Annotated in this window: 12 protein-coding genes; all 12 read left to right on the forward strand. The window is 38.9% G+C overall.

What is annotated here, in order from left to right; translation table 11 throughout:
* Positions 1-165 precede the first annotated feature (165 nt).
* Positions 166-891 (forward strand): UMP kinase, encoded by a 726-nt coding sequence (gene pyrH, locus MKY46_RS05495; protein WP_036124188.1) that lies wholly within the window; start codon positions 166-168, stop codon positions 889-891.
* On the forward strand, positions 891-1448 hold the full coding sequence (frr, locus tag MKY46_RS05500; protein WP_036124184.1) for a ribosome recycling factor: 558 nt from the start codon (positions 891-893) through the stop codon (positions 1446-1448). The genes pyrH and frr overlap by 1 nt, the downstream gene beginning before the upstream one ends.
* Before the next feature lie 311 nt (positions 1449-1759).
* Positions 1760-2554 carry an isoprenyl transferase gene (locus MKY46_RS05505; RefSeq protein ID WP_036124181.1) on the forward strand — a complete coding sequence of 265 codons (795 nt, stop codon included), beginning with the start codon at positions 1760-1762 and terminating at the stop codon, positions 2552-2554.
* Entirely contained in the window at positions 2551-3351 is an 801-nt protein-coding gene (locus MKY46_RS05510; protein ID WP_036124178.1) for a phosphatidate cytidylyltransferase, read from the forward strand. The genes MKY46_RS05505 and MKY46_RS05510 overlap by 4 nt, the downstream gene beginning before the upstream one ends.
* Positions 3352-3414: 63 nt before the next feature.
* Entirely contained in the window at positions 3415-4560 is a 1146-nt protein-coding gene (dxr, locus tag MKY46_RS05515; RefSeq protein WP_058843508.1) for a 1-deoxy-D-xylulose-5-phosphate reductoisomerase, read from the forward strand.
* 46 nt (positions 4561-4606) lie between these two features.
* Positions 4607-5869, forward strand: a complete 1263-nt coding sequence (gene rseP / locus MKY46_RS05520) for an RIP metalloprotease RseP (protein ID WP_141903475.1) — start codon at positions 4607-4609, stop codon at positions 5867-5869.
* Positions 5870-6000: 131 nt separating this feature from the next.
* Positions 6001-7707, forward strand: a complete 1707-nt coding sequence (locus MKY46_RS05525; protein ID WP_058843510.1) for a proline--tRNA ligase — start codon at positions 6001-6003, stop codon at positions 7705-7707.
* Positions 7708-7976: 269 nt separating this feature from the next.
* Entirely contained in the window at positions 7977-12308 is a 4332-nt protein-coding gene (locus MKY46_RS05530; RefSeq protein ID WP_089932000.1) for a PolC-type DNA polymerase III, read from the forward strand.
* 334 nt (positions 12309-12642) lie between these two features.
* On the forward strand, positions 12643-13119 hold the full coding sequence (gene rimP, locus MKY46_RS05535; protein WP_036121405.1) for a ribosome maturation factor RimP: 477 nt from the start codon (positions 12643-12645) through the stop codon (positions 13117-13119).
* Positions 13120-13143: 24 nt separating this feature from the next.
* Complete coding sequence (gene nusA, locus MKY46_RS05540; protein ID WP_058843511.1) at positions 13144-14283, forward strand: transcription termination factor NusA; 1140 nt, start codon at positions 13144-13146, stop codon at positions 14281-14283.
* A gap of 136 nt (positions 14284-14419) precedes the next feature.
* Entirely contained in the window at positions 14420-14698 is a 279-nt protein-coding gene (rnpM, locus tag MKY46_RS05545) for an RNase P modulator RnpM (protein WP_036121399.1), read from the forward strand.
* Positions 14695-15003, forward strand: a complete 309-nt coding sequence (locus tag MKY46_RS05550; RefSeq protein ID WP_036121397.1) for a YlxQ family RNA-binding protein — start codon at positions 14695-14697, stop codon at positions 15001-15003. Before rnpM ends, MKY46_RS05550 begins: the two co-directional genes overlap by 4 nt.
* Positions 15004-15008 lie beyond the last annotated feature (5 nt).

Genomic DNA, 15008 nt, shown 5'->3' on the forward strand with positions numbered 1-15008 from the left:
AGACTAAAATGGGGAACACAACATAGCGTGTTCCCTATTTTTCCGAAATGAAAAACGGATATAATTTTCTATTCTGCCTTATTCACAACTAGCAATTATTGTTAGATATACTATAATGGAAAAGGGAATAGAAAGGTTTTAAATAAAGTCTTACGGAGGTTTACAATGAGTGTACCGCAATATAAACGAGTAGTTATTAAACTAAGTGGTGAAGCGTTAGCTGGAGAAGCGGGCTTCGGTTTATCACCAAAAATAATCAAGTCTGTTGCAGAAGAAGTAAAAGAAGTAGTAGATCTTGATGTAGAAGTTGCTGTTGTTGTAGGTGGCGGTAATATATGGCGTGGTAAAATAGGTAGTGAAATGGGAATGGATCGTGCTGCAGCCGATTATATGGGCATGTTAGCAACCGTTATGAACTCACTAGCTTTACAAGATGCTCTTGAAAAATTAGGTATTGAAACACGCGTTCAATCTTCTATTGTGATGACTCAAGTAGCGGAGCCATACATTCGTCGTAAAGCAGTTAGACATCTAGAGAAAAAACGTGTCGTTATCTTTGCAGCAGGGACAGGTAATCCGTTCTTCTCTACTGATACTACTGCCGCATTACGCGCAGCAGAAATTGACGCAGATGCGATTTTAATGGCTAAAAATAATGTCGATGGCGTTTATTCGGCAGATCCAAAAGTGGATGAAACAGCCATTAAATATGATACACTCACATACTTAGAAGTTATCCAACAAGGCTTACAAGTAATGGATTCAACGGCTTCCACTTTATGTATGGATAACGATATCCCGCTAATTGTTTTCTCAATTACGGAGCCAGGTAACATTAAACGTGCTGTACAAGGCGAAAAAATCGGAACAGTTGTTAGGAGGAACGTATAATGGCTAAACAAGTCTTAGAACAAGCAAAAGAAAAAATGAACAAAACAATCACAGCTTTCTCACGTGAACTATCATCTATTCGTGCGGGTCGTGCGAACGCATCTTTATTGGATCGTATCATGGTAGACTACTATGGGGCACCAACACCAATTAACCAACTTGCAGGTGTTTCTGTACCAGAAGCTCGCTTACTAGTCATTACACCTTACGATAAAACAATTTTAGGTGATATTGAAAAAGCAATTATGAAATCAGATATCGGGATTACACCAACAAATGATGGTTCGATCATTCGTTTAATGATTCCAGCGCTAACAGAAGATCGTCGTAAGGATCTAGTAAAGCAAGTGAAAAAAGAAGCAGAAGACGCAAAAATTGCTGTACGTAACGTTCGTCGCGATGCAAACGATGATTTGAAAAAACTTGAAAAAGCTGGCGAAATCACAGAAGACGATCTACGTGGCTATGGTGACGATATTCAAAAATTAACAGATGAATTCATTGTGAAAGTAGATCAAGTAGCGAAAGATAAAGAAAAAGAAATTTTAGAGGTGTAAACAAGACGTTTTACATGTCTATGATGGAACTTTTTGATGAGATGAAGGCGTCCTATACATAACAGGACGTCTTTTCGCTTTATTGTTCATAATCAATTGCTTTGTCATATAAAGAGCATACATGAAATGCGAAAAGATCATTAATAACAACATCATCGATTTTCTAACAAACTTATTCTTTATTATGTGTATAGTTCTAAAATAAGCTAGTACATACATAGTCAATTTAGAGGGAAAAAAAAGACAAAAAGCGCTTTTGTTTGTTATGATAGGTTAGTATACGTCCGATTAGTTGTAGTGGGGGAGTTAGCATGTTTAAAAAGCTATTAGGAAAACAAATAAATATGGATACACTATCATTGGAGGAGCGTGTGGCCCTAACTAAAAGCGAGCCGATTCCTGCCCATGTAGCGATTATTATGGACGGAAATGGACGTTGGGCGAAAAAACGTGCTATGCCACGAGTTGCTGGTCATCATGAAGGAATGAAGACCGTACGTAAAGTAACTAGGTTTGCGTCGGATTTAGGAATTAAAGTTTTAACCGTATATGCATTTTCCACAGAAAATTGGAAGCGACCAAAACCAGAGGTTGATTTTCTTATGCGTCTACCTGTTGAATTTTTAGGTTCTTTCTTACCAGAAATGATGCAGCGTAATGTACGTGTCGAAATGATTGGCGATCCATCCTTATTACCTGCTCATACGCAAAAGGCGTTGTATGAGGCAATGGAAGAAACAAAGCATAATACAGGGCTTGTCTTAAATTTTGCGCTGAACTATGGGAGTCGTTCTGAAATGGTCAATGCCATGAAAACGATGCTGCAAAAAGTGCAGGACGGTCAATTAACGATGCAAGACATAACAGAAGAATGCTTAACGTCTCATTTAATGACGGCCCATTTGCCTGAACCAGATCTTCTAATTCGTACAAGTGGTGAAGTACGATTAAGTAACTTTATGTTATGGCAGCTCGCCTATACAGAATTTTGGTTTACAGATACATTGTGGCCAGATTTTAGTGAGGAAAGCTTACTGGAAGCGGTGGAAAATTATCAGAAGCGTAATCGCCGTTACGGTGGGTTGAAGGGAGAAGAAACAACTTGAAACAACGAATTATCACGGCAATAATTGCAGCAGCACTTTTTATTCCGTTCGTTATTTATGGCAAAGTACCATTTACCATACTTGTGCTTGCAATGGCTATTGTCGGTTTTTATGAAATCTTAAAAATGAAAGGGATTTCCATTTTTTCTGTGCCTGGTTTTCTAGGGTTAATAACATTAGTATTACTTGTTATACCGAAAGATTGGAGTGAAAAAGTTGTAGAGACAATAGGCTATTCATCCAATTTAATGGTTGTTTATGGTCTAATGATGTTACTGCTGATTTACGTGGTCCTTGTAAAAAATAAAATAACCTTTGACGAAGTGGGCTTTATTTTATTGGGTGCATTTTATGTGGGGTTAGGATTCCATTATTTAATTGAAACAAGAAATGTTGGATTAGAGTATGTTGTCTATTGTTTATTAGTTGTTTGGACAACAGATTCAGGTGCCTATTTTGTAGGAAGAAAATTAGGAAAGAATAAGTTATGGCCTGAAATCTCACCGAAGAAAACGATTGAAGGTTTTCTAGGCGGAATTGTCATTGCGGTTATTTTTGCAGTTGGTATGCAACTCATTTACCCATTTGCAAATGGTTATATATCACTTGTTTTTGTCACGATTTTTGCCTCTATTATTGGACAAATGGGAGATTTGGTAGAATCAGCTATCAAACGTCATTTTGATGTAAAAGATTCGGGCAATATTTTACCAGGGCATGGCGGAATTTTAGATCGCTTCGATAGTCTATTATTTGTCGTGCCTCTCCTTCATTTTTTACATTTGTTTGGTAATTAATCTGTATATTAAAAGACATCTTGCTAAATCATTTGCTTAGATAGAAAAAGGGGACAATTTGTTGTGAAAAAAATTAGTTTATTAGGTGCAACGGGTTCAATCGGTTGGCAAACCTACGATATTTTAAAAGAACAACGTGATGCGTTTCAATTAGTGGCTTTTTCTTCAGGGAAAAACATTGAGAAAACACGAGAAATGATTGAAACATTAAAACCCGAGCTAGTTTCTGTGCAGCTAGAAGAGGATGCACGAGACCTTGCGAAAGATTATCCTGAAATCCAATTTACATTTGGGGCGAAAGGTCTTGTAGAAGTTGCTACACATCCAGACTCAACTGTACTCGTCAATGCTGTGCTAGGCAGTGTTGGTCTGGAATCAACATTAGCAGCTATTCGCATGGGCAAAACGATTGCCATTGCTAACAAGGAAACACTTGTTACAGCTGGTCATTTAGTCATGGCAGAAGCCAAAAAACATAAGGCCACGATTTTACCTGTTGATAGCGAGCACTCAGCCATCTTCCAATCAATGAATGGCGAAAATCCCAAAAATATTGAGCGTTTAATTATTACAGCTTCAGGTGGTAGCTTCCGTGATAAAACACGTGACCAATTACAACATGTGACGGTCGCAGATGCATTGAATCACCCGAACTGGTCTATGGGCGCAAAAATTACGATAGACTCCGCAACAATGATGAATAAAGGATTAGAAGTCATTGAAGCACATGTTTTATTTGATATGCCATATGATAAAATAGATGTACTTTTGCATAGAGAAAGTATTATTCACTCTCTTGTTGAGTATCATGATACTAGTGTGATTGCTCAGCTAGGCACGCCAGATATGCGCGTACCGATTCAATATGCTTTAAGCTATCCTGATCGTATACCATTACATAATGGTCAGCGACTAAATTTAGCGCAAATTGGACAACTACATTTTCAAGATATGGACTTTGAGCGTTATCCGGCTTTGCGTTTAGCATATGAGGCTGGTCGTACAGGTGGTACCATTTTGACAGCGATGAATGCAGCAAATGAAGCGGCAGTTGCAGCCTTTTTACAAGGGAAAATTACATTCCTTGAAATTGATGAGACGATTGAACGAGTAATGCATGCACATCAAAACATTGCAGTACCAGATTTACAAACGATTTTACATGTGGACAGTGAGACAAGAAAAATAGTGTTAGACATGGTAAAATAACGAAAGTACTGTATCGTTAACTAATCGCTATTAAAGGTGGGATATTATGCAAACAGCCATTGCATTTATTTTAATATTTGGGATGCTCGTCTTCTTCCATGAACTTGGACATTTCTTATTTGCTAAACGTGCAGGTATTTTAGTGCGTGAATTTGCTATTGGAATGGGTCCCAAAATTTATGGGAAAACGCATGGAGAAACAATGTATACTATTCGATTATTGCCTATCGGTGGGTATGTTCGTATGGCCGGCGAGGATATGGATGGCACTGAACTACAGCCAGGCTATCGAATAGGGCTAATTGTCGATGAAGATAATGTTGTGAAAAAAATTATTTTCAATCAAAGTAATAAGCAGCTACCAGATTTATTATTTTTAGAAGTTGAGCGTGCTGATTTAGAGAAGAATTTATTTGTAGAAGGCTATGATGAAGAAGAACGTCTAGTTCGTTATGACGTAGCAAGAGATTGTGTTCTTGTGGAAAATGGTCGTGAATTGGTCATTGCACCACATGATCGTCAATTTAATGCAAAAACAGTTGGTCAACGTGCGATGACAATCTTTGCAGGTCCTTTGTTTAACTTTATTCTTGCGTTTGTGATTTACTTGGTAATTGGGTTAATCCACGGTGTCCCAACATACGAGCCGATTATCACTGAAGTAGTAGAAAATGATCCAGCTGCACAGGCAGGAATGCTTGCGGGAGATAGAGTAACAGCCATTGACGGACAAGCCGTTGAAAAATGGCAGGATTTAGCCGCTATTGTTCAAGATCATCCAAACGAAGAAATTACAGTGACTGTGGAACGTGATGGACAATCTATGAACTTAAATATGACTGTGAAAGAAATCCAGCAGGATGGCGAAAAATATGGTCAAATTGGTGTGCGCTATGACAGTCCGAGAGAATTTAATCCATTAAAAGCTGTAGTTTATGGAGCACAAGAAACCTATAATATGACCATGAAAATATTTGAGCTTCTTGGTATGTTGATTACTGGTAAGTTCACAATAGATGCGCTTTCTGGACCTGTTGGCATTTATAAAGCAACAGAGCAAGTAGCCCAGTATGGTATTATGAACTTAATGAATTGGGCCGCAATGTTAAGTATTAACTTAGGAATTATGAACCTACTTCCATTACCAGCACTTGATGGTGGTCGTTTATTATTCTTTGGTTTTGAAGCTTTACGTGGTAAACCAATCGATCGTCAAAAAGAGGGAATTGTCCATTTCGTAGGAATTGTCCTACTGATGATTTTAATGGTTGTCGTGACATGGAACGATATTCAACGATTCTTCTTTTAAACCAATGACAGTTAAATGAAATTTCATTTTCTAGCTTTGAGCGCAATTACTATGAAACATTGCGCTCAAAGCTAAATTTGTTTATGCTATTGAGAGTATAAACTTATCTATTAAAAAAGGTGGAACACTGAATGAAGCAAAGTAAAACATTTATCCCAACATTACGTGAAGTACCTGCGGATGCTGAGGTAAAATCACATAAGCAATTATTACGAGCAGGGTTTATTCGTCAAAATACAAGTGGGGTATACTCGTATTTACCGCTTGCAAAACGTGTCTTAACAAAAATTGAAACAATTATCCGTGAAGAAATGGAAGCCATCAACTCTATTGAGCTTCTAATGCCTTCTTTACAATCTGCTGAGCTTTGGCAGGAATCAGGTCGCTGGGAAAAATACGGACCAGAATTAATGCGCCTAAAAGACCGTCACAACCGTGATTTTGCATTAGGACCAACTCATGAAGAAGTGATTACAACTTTAGTACGTGATGAAATTAAATCCTATAAAAAATTGCCGTTAACATTGTATCAAATTCAAACTAAATTCCGTGATGAAAAGCGCCCTCGCTTCGGCTTACTACGAGGAAGAGAATTTATAATGAAGGATGCTTATTCTTTCCATGCATCACGTGAAAGTTTAGATGAAACATATGAAGATATGTATCGTGCGTATTCAAATATTTTTTCCCGCCTTGGCTTAAACTACCGCGCTGTCATTGCAGATGCAGGTTCGATTGGCGGTAAAGGTACACATGAATTTATGGTGCTATCTGAAATTGGGGAAGATACGATTGCCTACTCAGATACTTCTGACTATGCAGCAAATATCGAAATGGCTGAAGTCATTGCGGATTATCAACCATCAGATGACGCTTTAAAAGAAGTTGAAAAAGTGGCAACACCAGAGCAAAAAACAATTGAAGAAGTATCAGCGTTCTTAAATGTAGAGCCAGCCAGTGTGATCAAATCTTTAGTGTTTGATGTAGACGGGGAGCTTGTGGTTGTCCTTGCACGTGGGGATCATGAAATTAATGATATCAAGCTGAAAAATGCACTTGATGCAGGTTCTGTGGAGCTGGCTAGTGAAGCAGCAATCCGTGAATTATTAGGCTGTGGCGTTGGTTCAATTGGGCCAGTGAAATTACCAGTAGACGTAAAGGTAGTAGCGGACCAAGCTATCAAATCTATCCGTAATGGTATTGCAGGTGCAAATGTAGATGGATTCCATTTAGTGAATGTCAACCCAGAGCGTGATTTTGCTGTGAATGACTACTTAGATATTCGTTTTATTAAAGAGGGAGATCCTTCCCCAGACGGACAAGGGTTTATTAAATTCGCAGAAGGTATCGAAGTTGGTCATATTTTCAAATTAGGTACTACATACTCTGCTAAAATGAATGGTACTTTCTTAGATGAGCAAGGGAAGGCTCAACCGTTTATTATGGGCTGTTACGGTATTGGGGTATCTCGTATTCTAGCTGCCGTGGCTGAGCACTTCCAAGATGATAATGGATTTACTTGGCCAATACAATTAGCACCATATGATATTCATGTTGTGCCAGTTAACACGAAAGATGAGGCGCAAGTGGCATTAGCAGATGAACTTTACGGTTTATTAAAATCATATCGTTATGATGTACTTTTAGATGATCGTGCCGAGCGTGCAGGTGTAAAATTTGCAGACGCTGATTTAATTGGTTTACCTGTGCGTGTAACGGTTGGTAAAAAAGCATCTGAAGGTATGGTAGAAGTGAAATTCCGTCAAACTGGTGAAACATTTGAATGGAAAAAAGAAGAGGTCATTGATCGCCTTAACGAATTTTTCCGTAAAAACTAATGGCTTGTTAAGAGATCGGTTATAATTGGAAGTTAATGCTTTTGATAGAGGCTTTCGTAAAATTTTGATAAGATAGAGATAAATAATTCGCGACACTTCTGCGGGACAGTGAGCCAAGCAAGAAACAACAGATGGTAAAACTCTGTTAAGCTTGAAGAGCGCCCGCAGTGAGGGAGCGAATTTTTTTCTTGAATTCTCTCGTGTCTTTGAGACGAATTAGAAGAGGAGGCTTAACAACCTACCTCTTTCTGAAAGTAGGTGTCGTTAGATTGGAACAGCAACAAGAGGCAAGAATGAGACTTCGAATGCTCTTGCAACAATTAGAATTAACAGATGATGTGTACATGTCATTTTTTGAGGAAGGTGAATTATCACGCCTAACAGTCCATAAAAAGGTTAGACTTTGGCATTTCACCATTAAATTACAAGATATACTGCCGTTTCCGTTATATCAGCTTTTCCGTACACATTTAACGGAGAAATTTTCAGCAATTGCACAAATTAATACTACCTTTGAAACGGTAGAGAAAAATGTGACAGAGGAACTGGTGCAAGCTTACTGGTTAAGTGTTGTGGAACAAATTGATGAGATGGCACCGACGCTTAAAAGCTGTCTCATCTCTCAAGTGCCAATGTGGAATGGCCAAAAAATTACTTTGTCCTGCATGCAGGAAATGGAATTTATGATGCTGAAAACAAAGTATGCTGACAAGCTTTCCGAAAGCTATGGTCAATTCGGCTTCCCCCATATGGTAATCGACTTTGTACTACAAGAAGAGACGGAAGAAATGATCGCGGCACAAGAGGCGTTTATGGAGCAGAAACGTATGGAAGAAGTGGCCCTAGCGCAGCAAGCGATGCAAGATTTCCAAAAACGTGAGCAAGAGAAAAAGGATAACCCGGCATTGGCGAATCTTGGTGACCGTCCATTCCAGCTTGGAATGCATATTAAAGATGATGAAATAGTGGAAATTAAACGGATTGTCGAGGAAGAACGCCGTGTCATTATTGAAGGGTTTGTTTTTGATACGGAGATTAAAGAGCTAAAAAGTGGACGCTCCTTATTACAAATTAAAATTACCGACTATACAGATTCCATCATCGTTAAAATGTTCTCTCGTGATAATGATGATGCAGAATTAATGCAGCATCTGAAAAAGGGCATGTGGGTTAAAGTGCGAGGCTCTGTTCAAACGGATACATTCATCCGTGATTTAATTGTCATGGCGAATGATATTAATGAAATCAAAAAAGAAACACGACAAGATTTAGCACCAGAGGGCGAAAAACGTGTTGAGTTACATTTGCACACACCGATGAGCCAAATGGACGCAGTTACACCTGTTGACCGGCTTGTTGCACAGGCCGCAAAATGGGGGCATCCAGCAATAGCTATTACGGATCATGCTGTTGTGCAATCCTTCCCTGAAGCATATGCAGCAGGAAAAAAACATGGGATCAAGGTCATTTATGGTCTAGAAGCAAATTTAGTAGATGATGGTGTACCGATTGCCTATGCTCCTGAACATCGTTTATTAGCAGACACAACGTATGTTGTCTTTGACGTAGAAACAACAGGGCTATCTACGGCTTACGATACGATTATTGAATTGGCCGCAGTAAAAATTAAAGACGGGCATGTCATAGATAAATACGAAAGCTTTGCCAATCCACATCATCCACTTTCGGCTACTACCATTGAACTAACAGGAATTACAGATGATATGGTTCGAAATGCACCTGAAGTGGAGCAAGTGATTAAAGAATTTCATGCCTTTATTGGTGACGCAATAGTTGTTGCTCATAACGCATCATTTGATATAGGTTTCTTATATACAGGCTATAAGAAATTTGGCCTTGAAGGAACAACCCATCCGGTCATTGATACATTAGAGCTTGCAAGATTGCTTTATCCTACTATGAAAAATCATCGTTTAAACACACTGTGTAAAAAATTCAATATTGAATTAACACAACATCACCGAGCGATTTACGATACAGAGGCGACAGGCTATCTACTATTACATTTATTAAAAGATGCAGATGAGCTAGCGATTAATTACCATGACGACTTCAATAAGCATATTGGTGGTGGCGATGCCTATAAAAAAGGTCGACCAATGCATTGTACGATTTTAGCCGTTGATAATGTGGGCTTAAAAAACTTATTTAAAATCGTCTCACATTCTCATACGAAAACATTCTATCGTGTTCCTCGAGTGACACGGGCTGTACTCGAGCAGTATCGCGAAGGTTTATTAGTAGGTTCAGGCTGCAGTAATGGTGAACTCTTCGAAACGATGATGAATAAGTCACCTGAGGAAGCAGAGCAAGTTGCTCGATTCTATGATTATATCGAGGTACAACCGAAAGCTGTGTATGCGCCACTAATTGAACGCAATGTTGTACGTGATGAATGGACGTTAGAGGATATTATTCGTAAGCTTGTTAAGCTTGGGAAGAAGATAGATAAACCTGTTGTTGCCACTGGAAATGTCCACTATTTAGATCCAACAGATGCCATGTTTAGGCAAATACTTATTGGTTCACAGGGTGGAGCTAATATTTTAAATCGATCCAAGCTACCTGAGGTTCATTTTAGAACAACGGATGAAATGCTCAAGGAATTTGATTTTTTAGGACCAGATCTTGCAAAAGAAGTGGTTGTAACGAATGCGCAAAAAATTGCAGAGAGTATTGGTGATGTAAAACCGATTAAGGATGACCTCTATACACCAAAAATTGAAGGCTCCGATGATGAGGTAACCAATTTAACGTACGAAATGGCCCATCGTATTTATGGTGAGGAGTTACCAGAAATCGTGAAAGCTCGAATTGAAAAAGAATTAAAATCGATTTTGGGACACGGCTTTGGTGTTATTTATTTAATTTCAGCCAAACTGGTGAAAAAGTCATTAGCTGATGGCTATTTAGTTGGTTCACGTGGTTCGGTTGGTTCTTCATTAGTCGCAACCTTCATGGAAATTACAGAGGTTAACCCATTACCTCCTCATTATATTTGTCCTAATTGTAAGCATTCTGAGTTTTTTGATGATGGTTCGGTCAGCTCAGGCTTTGACTTGCCAAATAAAGACTGTACGGAATGCGGCACACCTTATAAAAAAGATGGACAAGATATACCATTTGAAACCTTCCTTGGTTTTAAAGGTGACAAGGTACCCGATATCGATTTGAATTTTTCTGGTGAATACCAACCACAAGCTCATAACTATACGAAGGTGCTATTTGGAGAGGATTATGTTTATCGTGCTGGAACTATTGGTACAGTGGCAGAGAAAACAGCATATGGCTATGTAAAGGGCTATGCAAATGATCATAATTTACATTTCCGAGGTGCGGAAGTCGACCGTTTAGTGCAAGGCTGTACAGGAGTAAAACGTACATCTGGGCAACACCCTGGGGGAATTATCGTTGTACCTGATTACATGGATATTTATGACTTTTCTCCAGTGCAGTTCCCTGCAGATGCACAGGATGCAGAATGGCGGACAACCCATTTTGACTTCCACTCTATTCATGACAATATTTTAAAGCTTGATATACTTGGACACGATGATCCGACGGTTATCAGGATGTTGCAGGATTTATCTGGAATAGATCCAAAAACAATCCCAACCGATGATCCTGTCGTAATGAAAATTTTTAGTTCTCCAGAAACATTAGGAGTCACAGAAAAGCAGATTGGCTGTAAGACAGGAACATTGGGTATCCCGGAATTTGGTACACGTTTCGTACGTCAAATGCTTGAAGATACAAAGCCTTCCACATTCTCAGAGCTTGTCCAAATTTCTGGACTTTCCCACGGAACCGACGTATGGCTAGGCAACGCACAGGAATTAATTCAAAACGGTACATGTGTGCTGAAAGAAGTAATTGGTTGTCGTGATGATATTATGGTGTATTTAATTTATCAAGGTCTAGAACCATCACTGGCCTTTAAAATCATGGAGTCTGTACGTAAAGGGAAAGGCTTATCTGAGGAGTTTGAAGCTGAGATGCTCGCCAATAAAGTCCCAGGCTGGTATATCGAATCTTGTAAAAAGATAAAATATATGTTCCCGAAAGCCCATGCGGCAGCATATGTGCTAATGGCTGTACGTATTGCTTGGTTCAAGGTACATTTCCCAATCCTCTATTACGCAGCGTATTTCACAGTTCGTGCAGATGACTTTGATTTAATTGCGATGGTTCAAGGGTCGCAAATGATTCGAGCACGTATTGATGAAATCAATATGAAAGGTTTAGATGCATCCACTAAAGAGAAGAACTTATTAACGGTGATGGAGCTTGCATTGGAAATGTGTGAACGAGGCATGAGTTTCCAGAAAGTTGACTTATACCGTTCTCAAGCAAGTGAATTTGTCATTGATGGCAATTCATTAATTCCTCCGTTCGATGCGATTCCAGGACTTGGAACCAACGTTGCCAAAACGATTGTAGCCGCTCGGGAAGAGGGAGAGTTTTTATCCAAGGAAGATTTACAGCAACGTGGGCGTGTATCGAAAACACTTATCGAATACATGGACCAACTTGGTTGCTTAGAAGGCATGCCTGATGCCAATCAGTTATCACTTTTTTAGTAAGTGATTTGTGTCGTGGCGAAAGGTCACTGTAGAATTTCAAAATCCTGACACAATATGGTTAACTGTCATGAAGGAAATTTGCATTGTGCCGAGAACTGTGCTATCCTTATGGTAATAATTTGTTGATATTTTTCCAGCAAAAGAGTGGGGCATACCCGCTCTTTTCTGTTGTTATACCGTAGCAAAACAAATTTTGACTAACAGCAGGTAAGACCGTAAAATTTCACCAAAGCAACTGGTGGAATTTCTGTTTTATTATGATTCATTACTGCATTAACTTACAGTGATGAACAATTCATACGCTAGAATTTGATAAATACAGGAGGCAACAATGAGCAAAGTACCATCTTTAATTGAAGAGCTCGCTAAACCAATTGTGGATGAGTTAAATCTTGAGCTAGTGGATATTGAGTACGTCAAAGAAGGACGTAACTGGTTTTTACGTGTTTATGTCGATACGCCTGAGGGTGACATTGACATTGACCAATGTGCTCAAGTTAGTGAACGACTAAGCCTGTTATTGGATGAAAAAGATCCAATTACACAAAACTATTATTTAGAAGTTTCTTCACCTGGAGCAGAGCGCCCCTTAAAAAAAGATACGGATTTTGAAAAAGCAATTGGCAAATTTATTTATGTAAAAACCTATGAACCCATTAAGGACATGAAGGAATTCCAAGGCTACTTAACGTCATACGATGAACATACATTAGTGGTGGAAGTACGTATTAAAACACGTAAAATGACAGTAACAATTGAACAAGAAAAAATCGCATTGGCACGACTTGCCATTGATTTTTCAGCATAATGCATATTTAGGAGTGAAAACAAAATGAGTAGTGATTTGTTAGATGCGTTGAATGCGCTAGAAGAACAAAAAGGAATTTCAAGAGATGTGTTAATTGAAGCCATTGAAGCGGCATTAGTTACAGCTTACAAACGCAACTTTAATCAAGCACAAAATGTTCGAGTGGACTTAAATTTAGATAAGGGCTCTATTCGTGTATTTTCACGTAAAGATGTTGTGGAAGAGGTAGAAGATGATCGTTTGCAAATTTCTTTAGAAGATGCAAAAGTCATTAATCCAGCTTATCAGCTAGAAGATATCGTGGAACAGGAAGTAACACCACGCAACTTCGGACGTATTGCCGCACAAACAGCAAAACAAGTTGTCACACAACGTGTACGTGAAGCGGAGCGAGGATTAATCTATGAGCAATATGTAGACCGTGAAGATGATATCGTAACAGGTGTCGTGGAACGTTTGGATGCTCGAAATATCTATGTAGGTTTAGGGAAAGTAGAAGCTGCATTGCCAATTAATGAACAAATTCAAGGCGAATCTTATCATCCACATGATCGTATCAAAGTATATATTACAAAGGTTGAGCGTACGACACGTGGACCACAAGTGATTGTGTCTCGTACACATCCTGGTTTATTACGTCGATTATTTGAGATGGAAGTACCTGAAATTTATGAAGGTATTGTAGAAATTAAATCAATTGCTCGTGAAGCTGGAGATCGCTCTAAAATTTCTGTCCATGCACATAATGAAGAAGTAGATCCAGTAGGTTCATGTGTTGGAGCTAAAGGTGCTCGTGTACAAACGATTGTCAATGAACTAAATGGTGAAAAAATTGATATTGTAGAATGGTCTGAAGATCCAATTGTATTCGTAGCCAATGCATTAAGCCCATCGAAAGTATTAGATGTTCAAGTGAACGAGGAAGAAAAATCAACTACGGTTGTCGTACCAGACTATCAATTATCATTAGCAATTGGTAAACGTGGGCAAAATGCACGTCTAGCTGCAAAGCTTACTGGTTGGAAAATTGATATTAAGAGTGAAACAGATGCTCGTGAATTAGGTATTTATCCTTCTGCTACAAGCACTTTCATCCCTGCTGAAGATGAAGAAAGTGATTTTGATGACGTGGCAGTTGACTTATATCAAGACGACGAAGAATAAGTAAGAAAGCCCGTGTGACGAGTTAGCTGACAGTATTCAGTGGGCCCCCTACGCCGACTGAATACTGTCAGAGCGTCAAGTAGAGCATGACTTGTCCACCTCTTACGACAAGCTTCAGAGAGGAATGGTGATTCTTATGGCTGTAAACAAAAAGGTACCTCTTCGTAAATGTGTAGCAACTGGAGAAATGCTACCAAAGAAAGAGATGGTACGTGTTGTTCGTTCAAAAGAGGGCGAAGTAAGTGTAGATATCTCCGGAAAAAAGCCTGGGCGTGGTGCATATGTATCTAAATCAGAGAATGCAATCGACATCGCGCGCAAAAAAAATGTATTAGGGCACCAGCTTGATGTTAAAATTCCTGAAGAAATTTATGAGGAACTTATTTTGCTGATTCGTAGGGAGTCAATTTTATGATAAATCAAGCAATATTTAATTTGCTTGGGATCGCAGCAAGAGCACGTAAAGTGATTTCAGGAGAAGAGTTAGTAGTAAAGGAAGTTCGGAATGGCAATGCTAAGCTAGTATTGCTTGCAAACGATGCCTCTAAAAACTCTAGTAAGAAAATTCAAGATAAGTGCACGTACTACAACGTTGAGTATCATGTAATTGGAGATCGCTACGATCTAGGACATGCTACAGGTAAGGAGGCCCGAGTGGCTTTAGCTATTACCGATAAAGGTTTTGCACGTAAATTGTCTAGTCTACTCAACGAAAACTAATCGGG

It is taken from the genome of Lysinibacillus sp. FSL M8-0355, assembly GCF_038008985.1.
GTDB classification, from domain to species: domain Bacteria; phylum Bacillota; class Bacilli; order Bacillales_A; family Planococcaceae; genus Lysinibacillus; species Lysinibacillus fusiformis_D.

Bases quoted from the DNA above. Each gene is read 5' to 3' on its own strand.
- nusA (WP_058843511.1), top strand. From the start codon at position 13,144: ATGAGTAGTGATTTGTTAGATGCGTTGAATGCGCTAGAAGAACAAAAA.
- rimP (WP_036121405.1), top strand. From the start codon at position 12,643: ATGAGCAAAGTACCATCTTTAATTGAAGAGCTCGCTAAACCAATTGTG.
- rnpM (WP_036121399.1), top strand. From the start codon at position 14,420: ATGGCTGTAAACAAAAAGGTACCTCTTCGTAAATGTGTAGCAACTGGA.
- MKY46_RS05505 (WP_036124181.1), top strand. From the start codon at position 1,760: ATGTTTAAAAAGCTATTAGGAAAACAAATAAATATGGATACACTATCA.
- rseP (WP_141903475.1), top strand. From the start codon at position 4,607: ATGCAAACAGCCATTGCATTTATTTTAATATTTGGGATGCTCGTCTTC.
- MKY46_RS05525 (WP_058843510.1), top strand. From the start codon at position 6,001: ATGAAGCAAAGTAAAACATTTATCCCAACATTACGTGAAGTACCTGCG.
- MKY46_RS05550 (WP_036121397.1), top strand. From the start codon at position 14,695: ATGATAAATCAAGCAATATTTAATTTGCTTGGGATCGCAGCAAGAGCA.
- pyrH (WP_036124188.1), top strand. From the start codon at position 166: ATGAGTGTACCGCAATATAAACGAGTAGTTATTAAACTAAGTGGTGAA.
- frr (WP_036124184.1), top strand. From the start codon at position 891: ATGGCTAAACAAGTCTTAGAACAAGCAAAAGAAAAAATGAACAAAACA.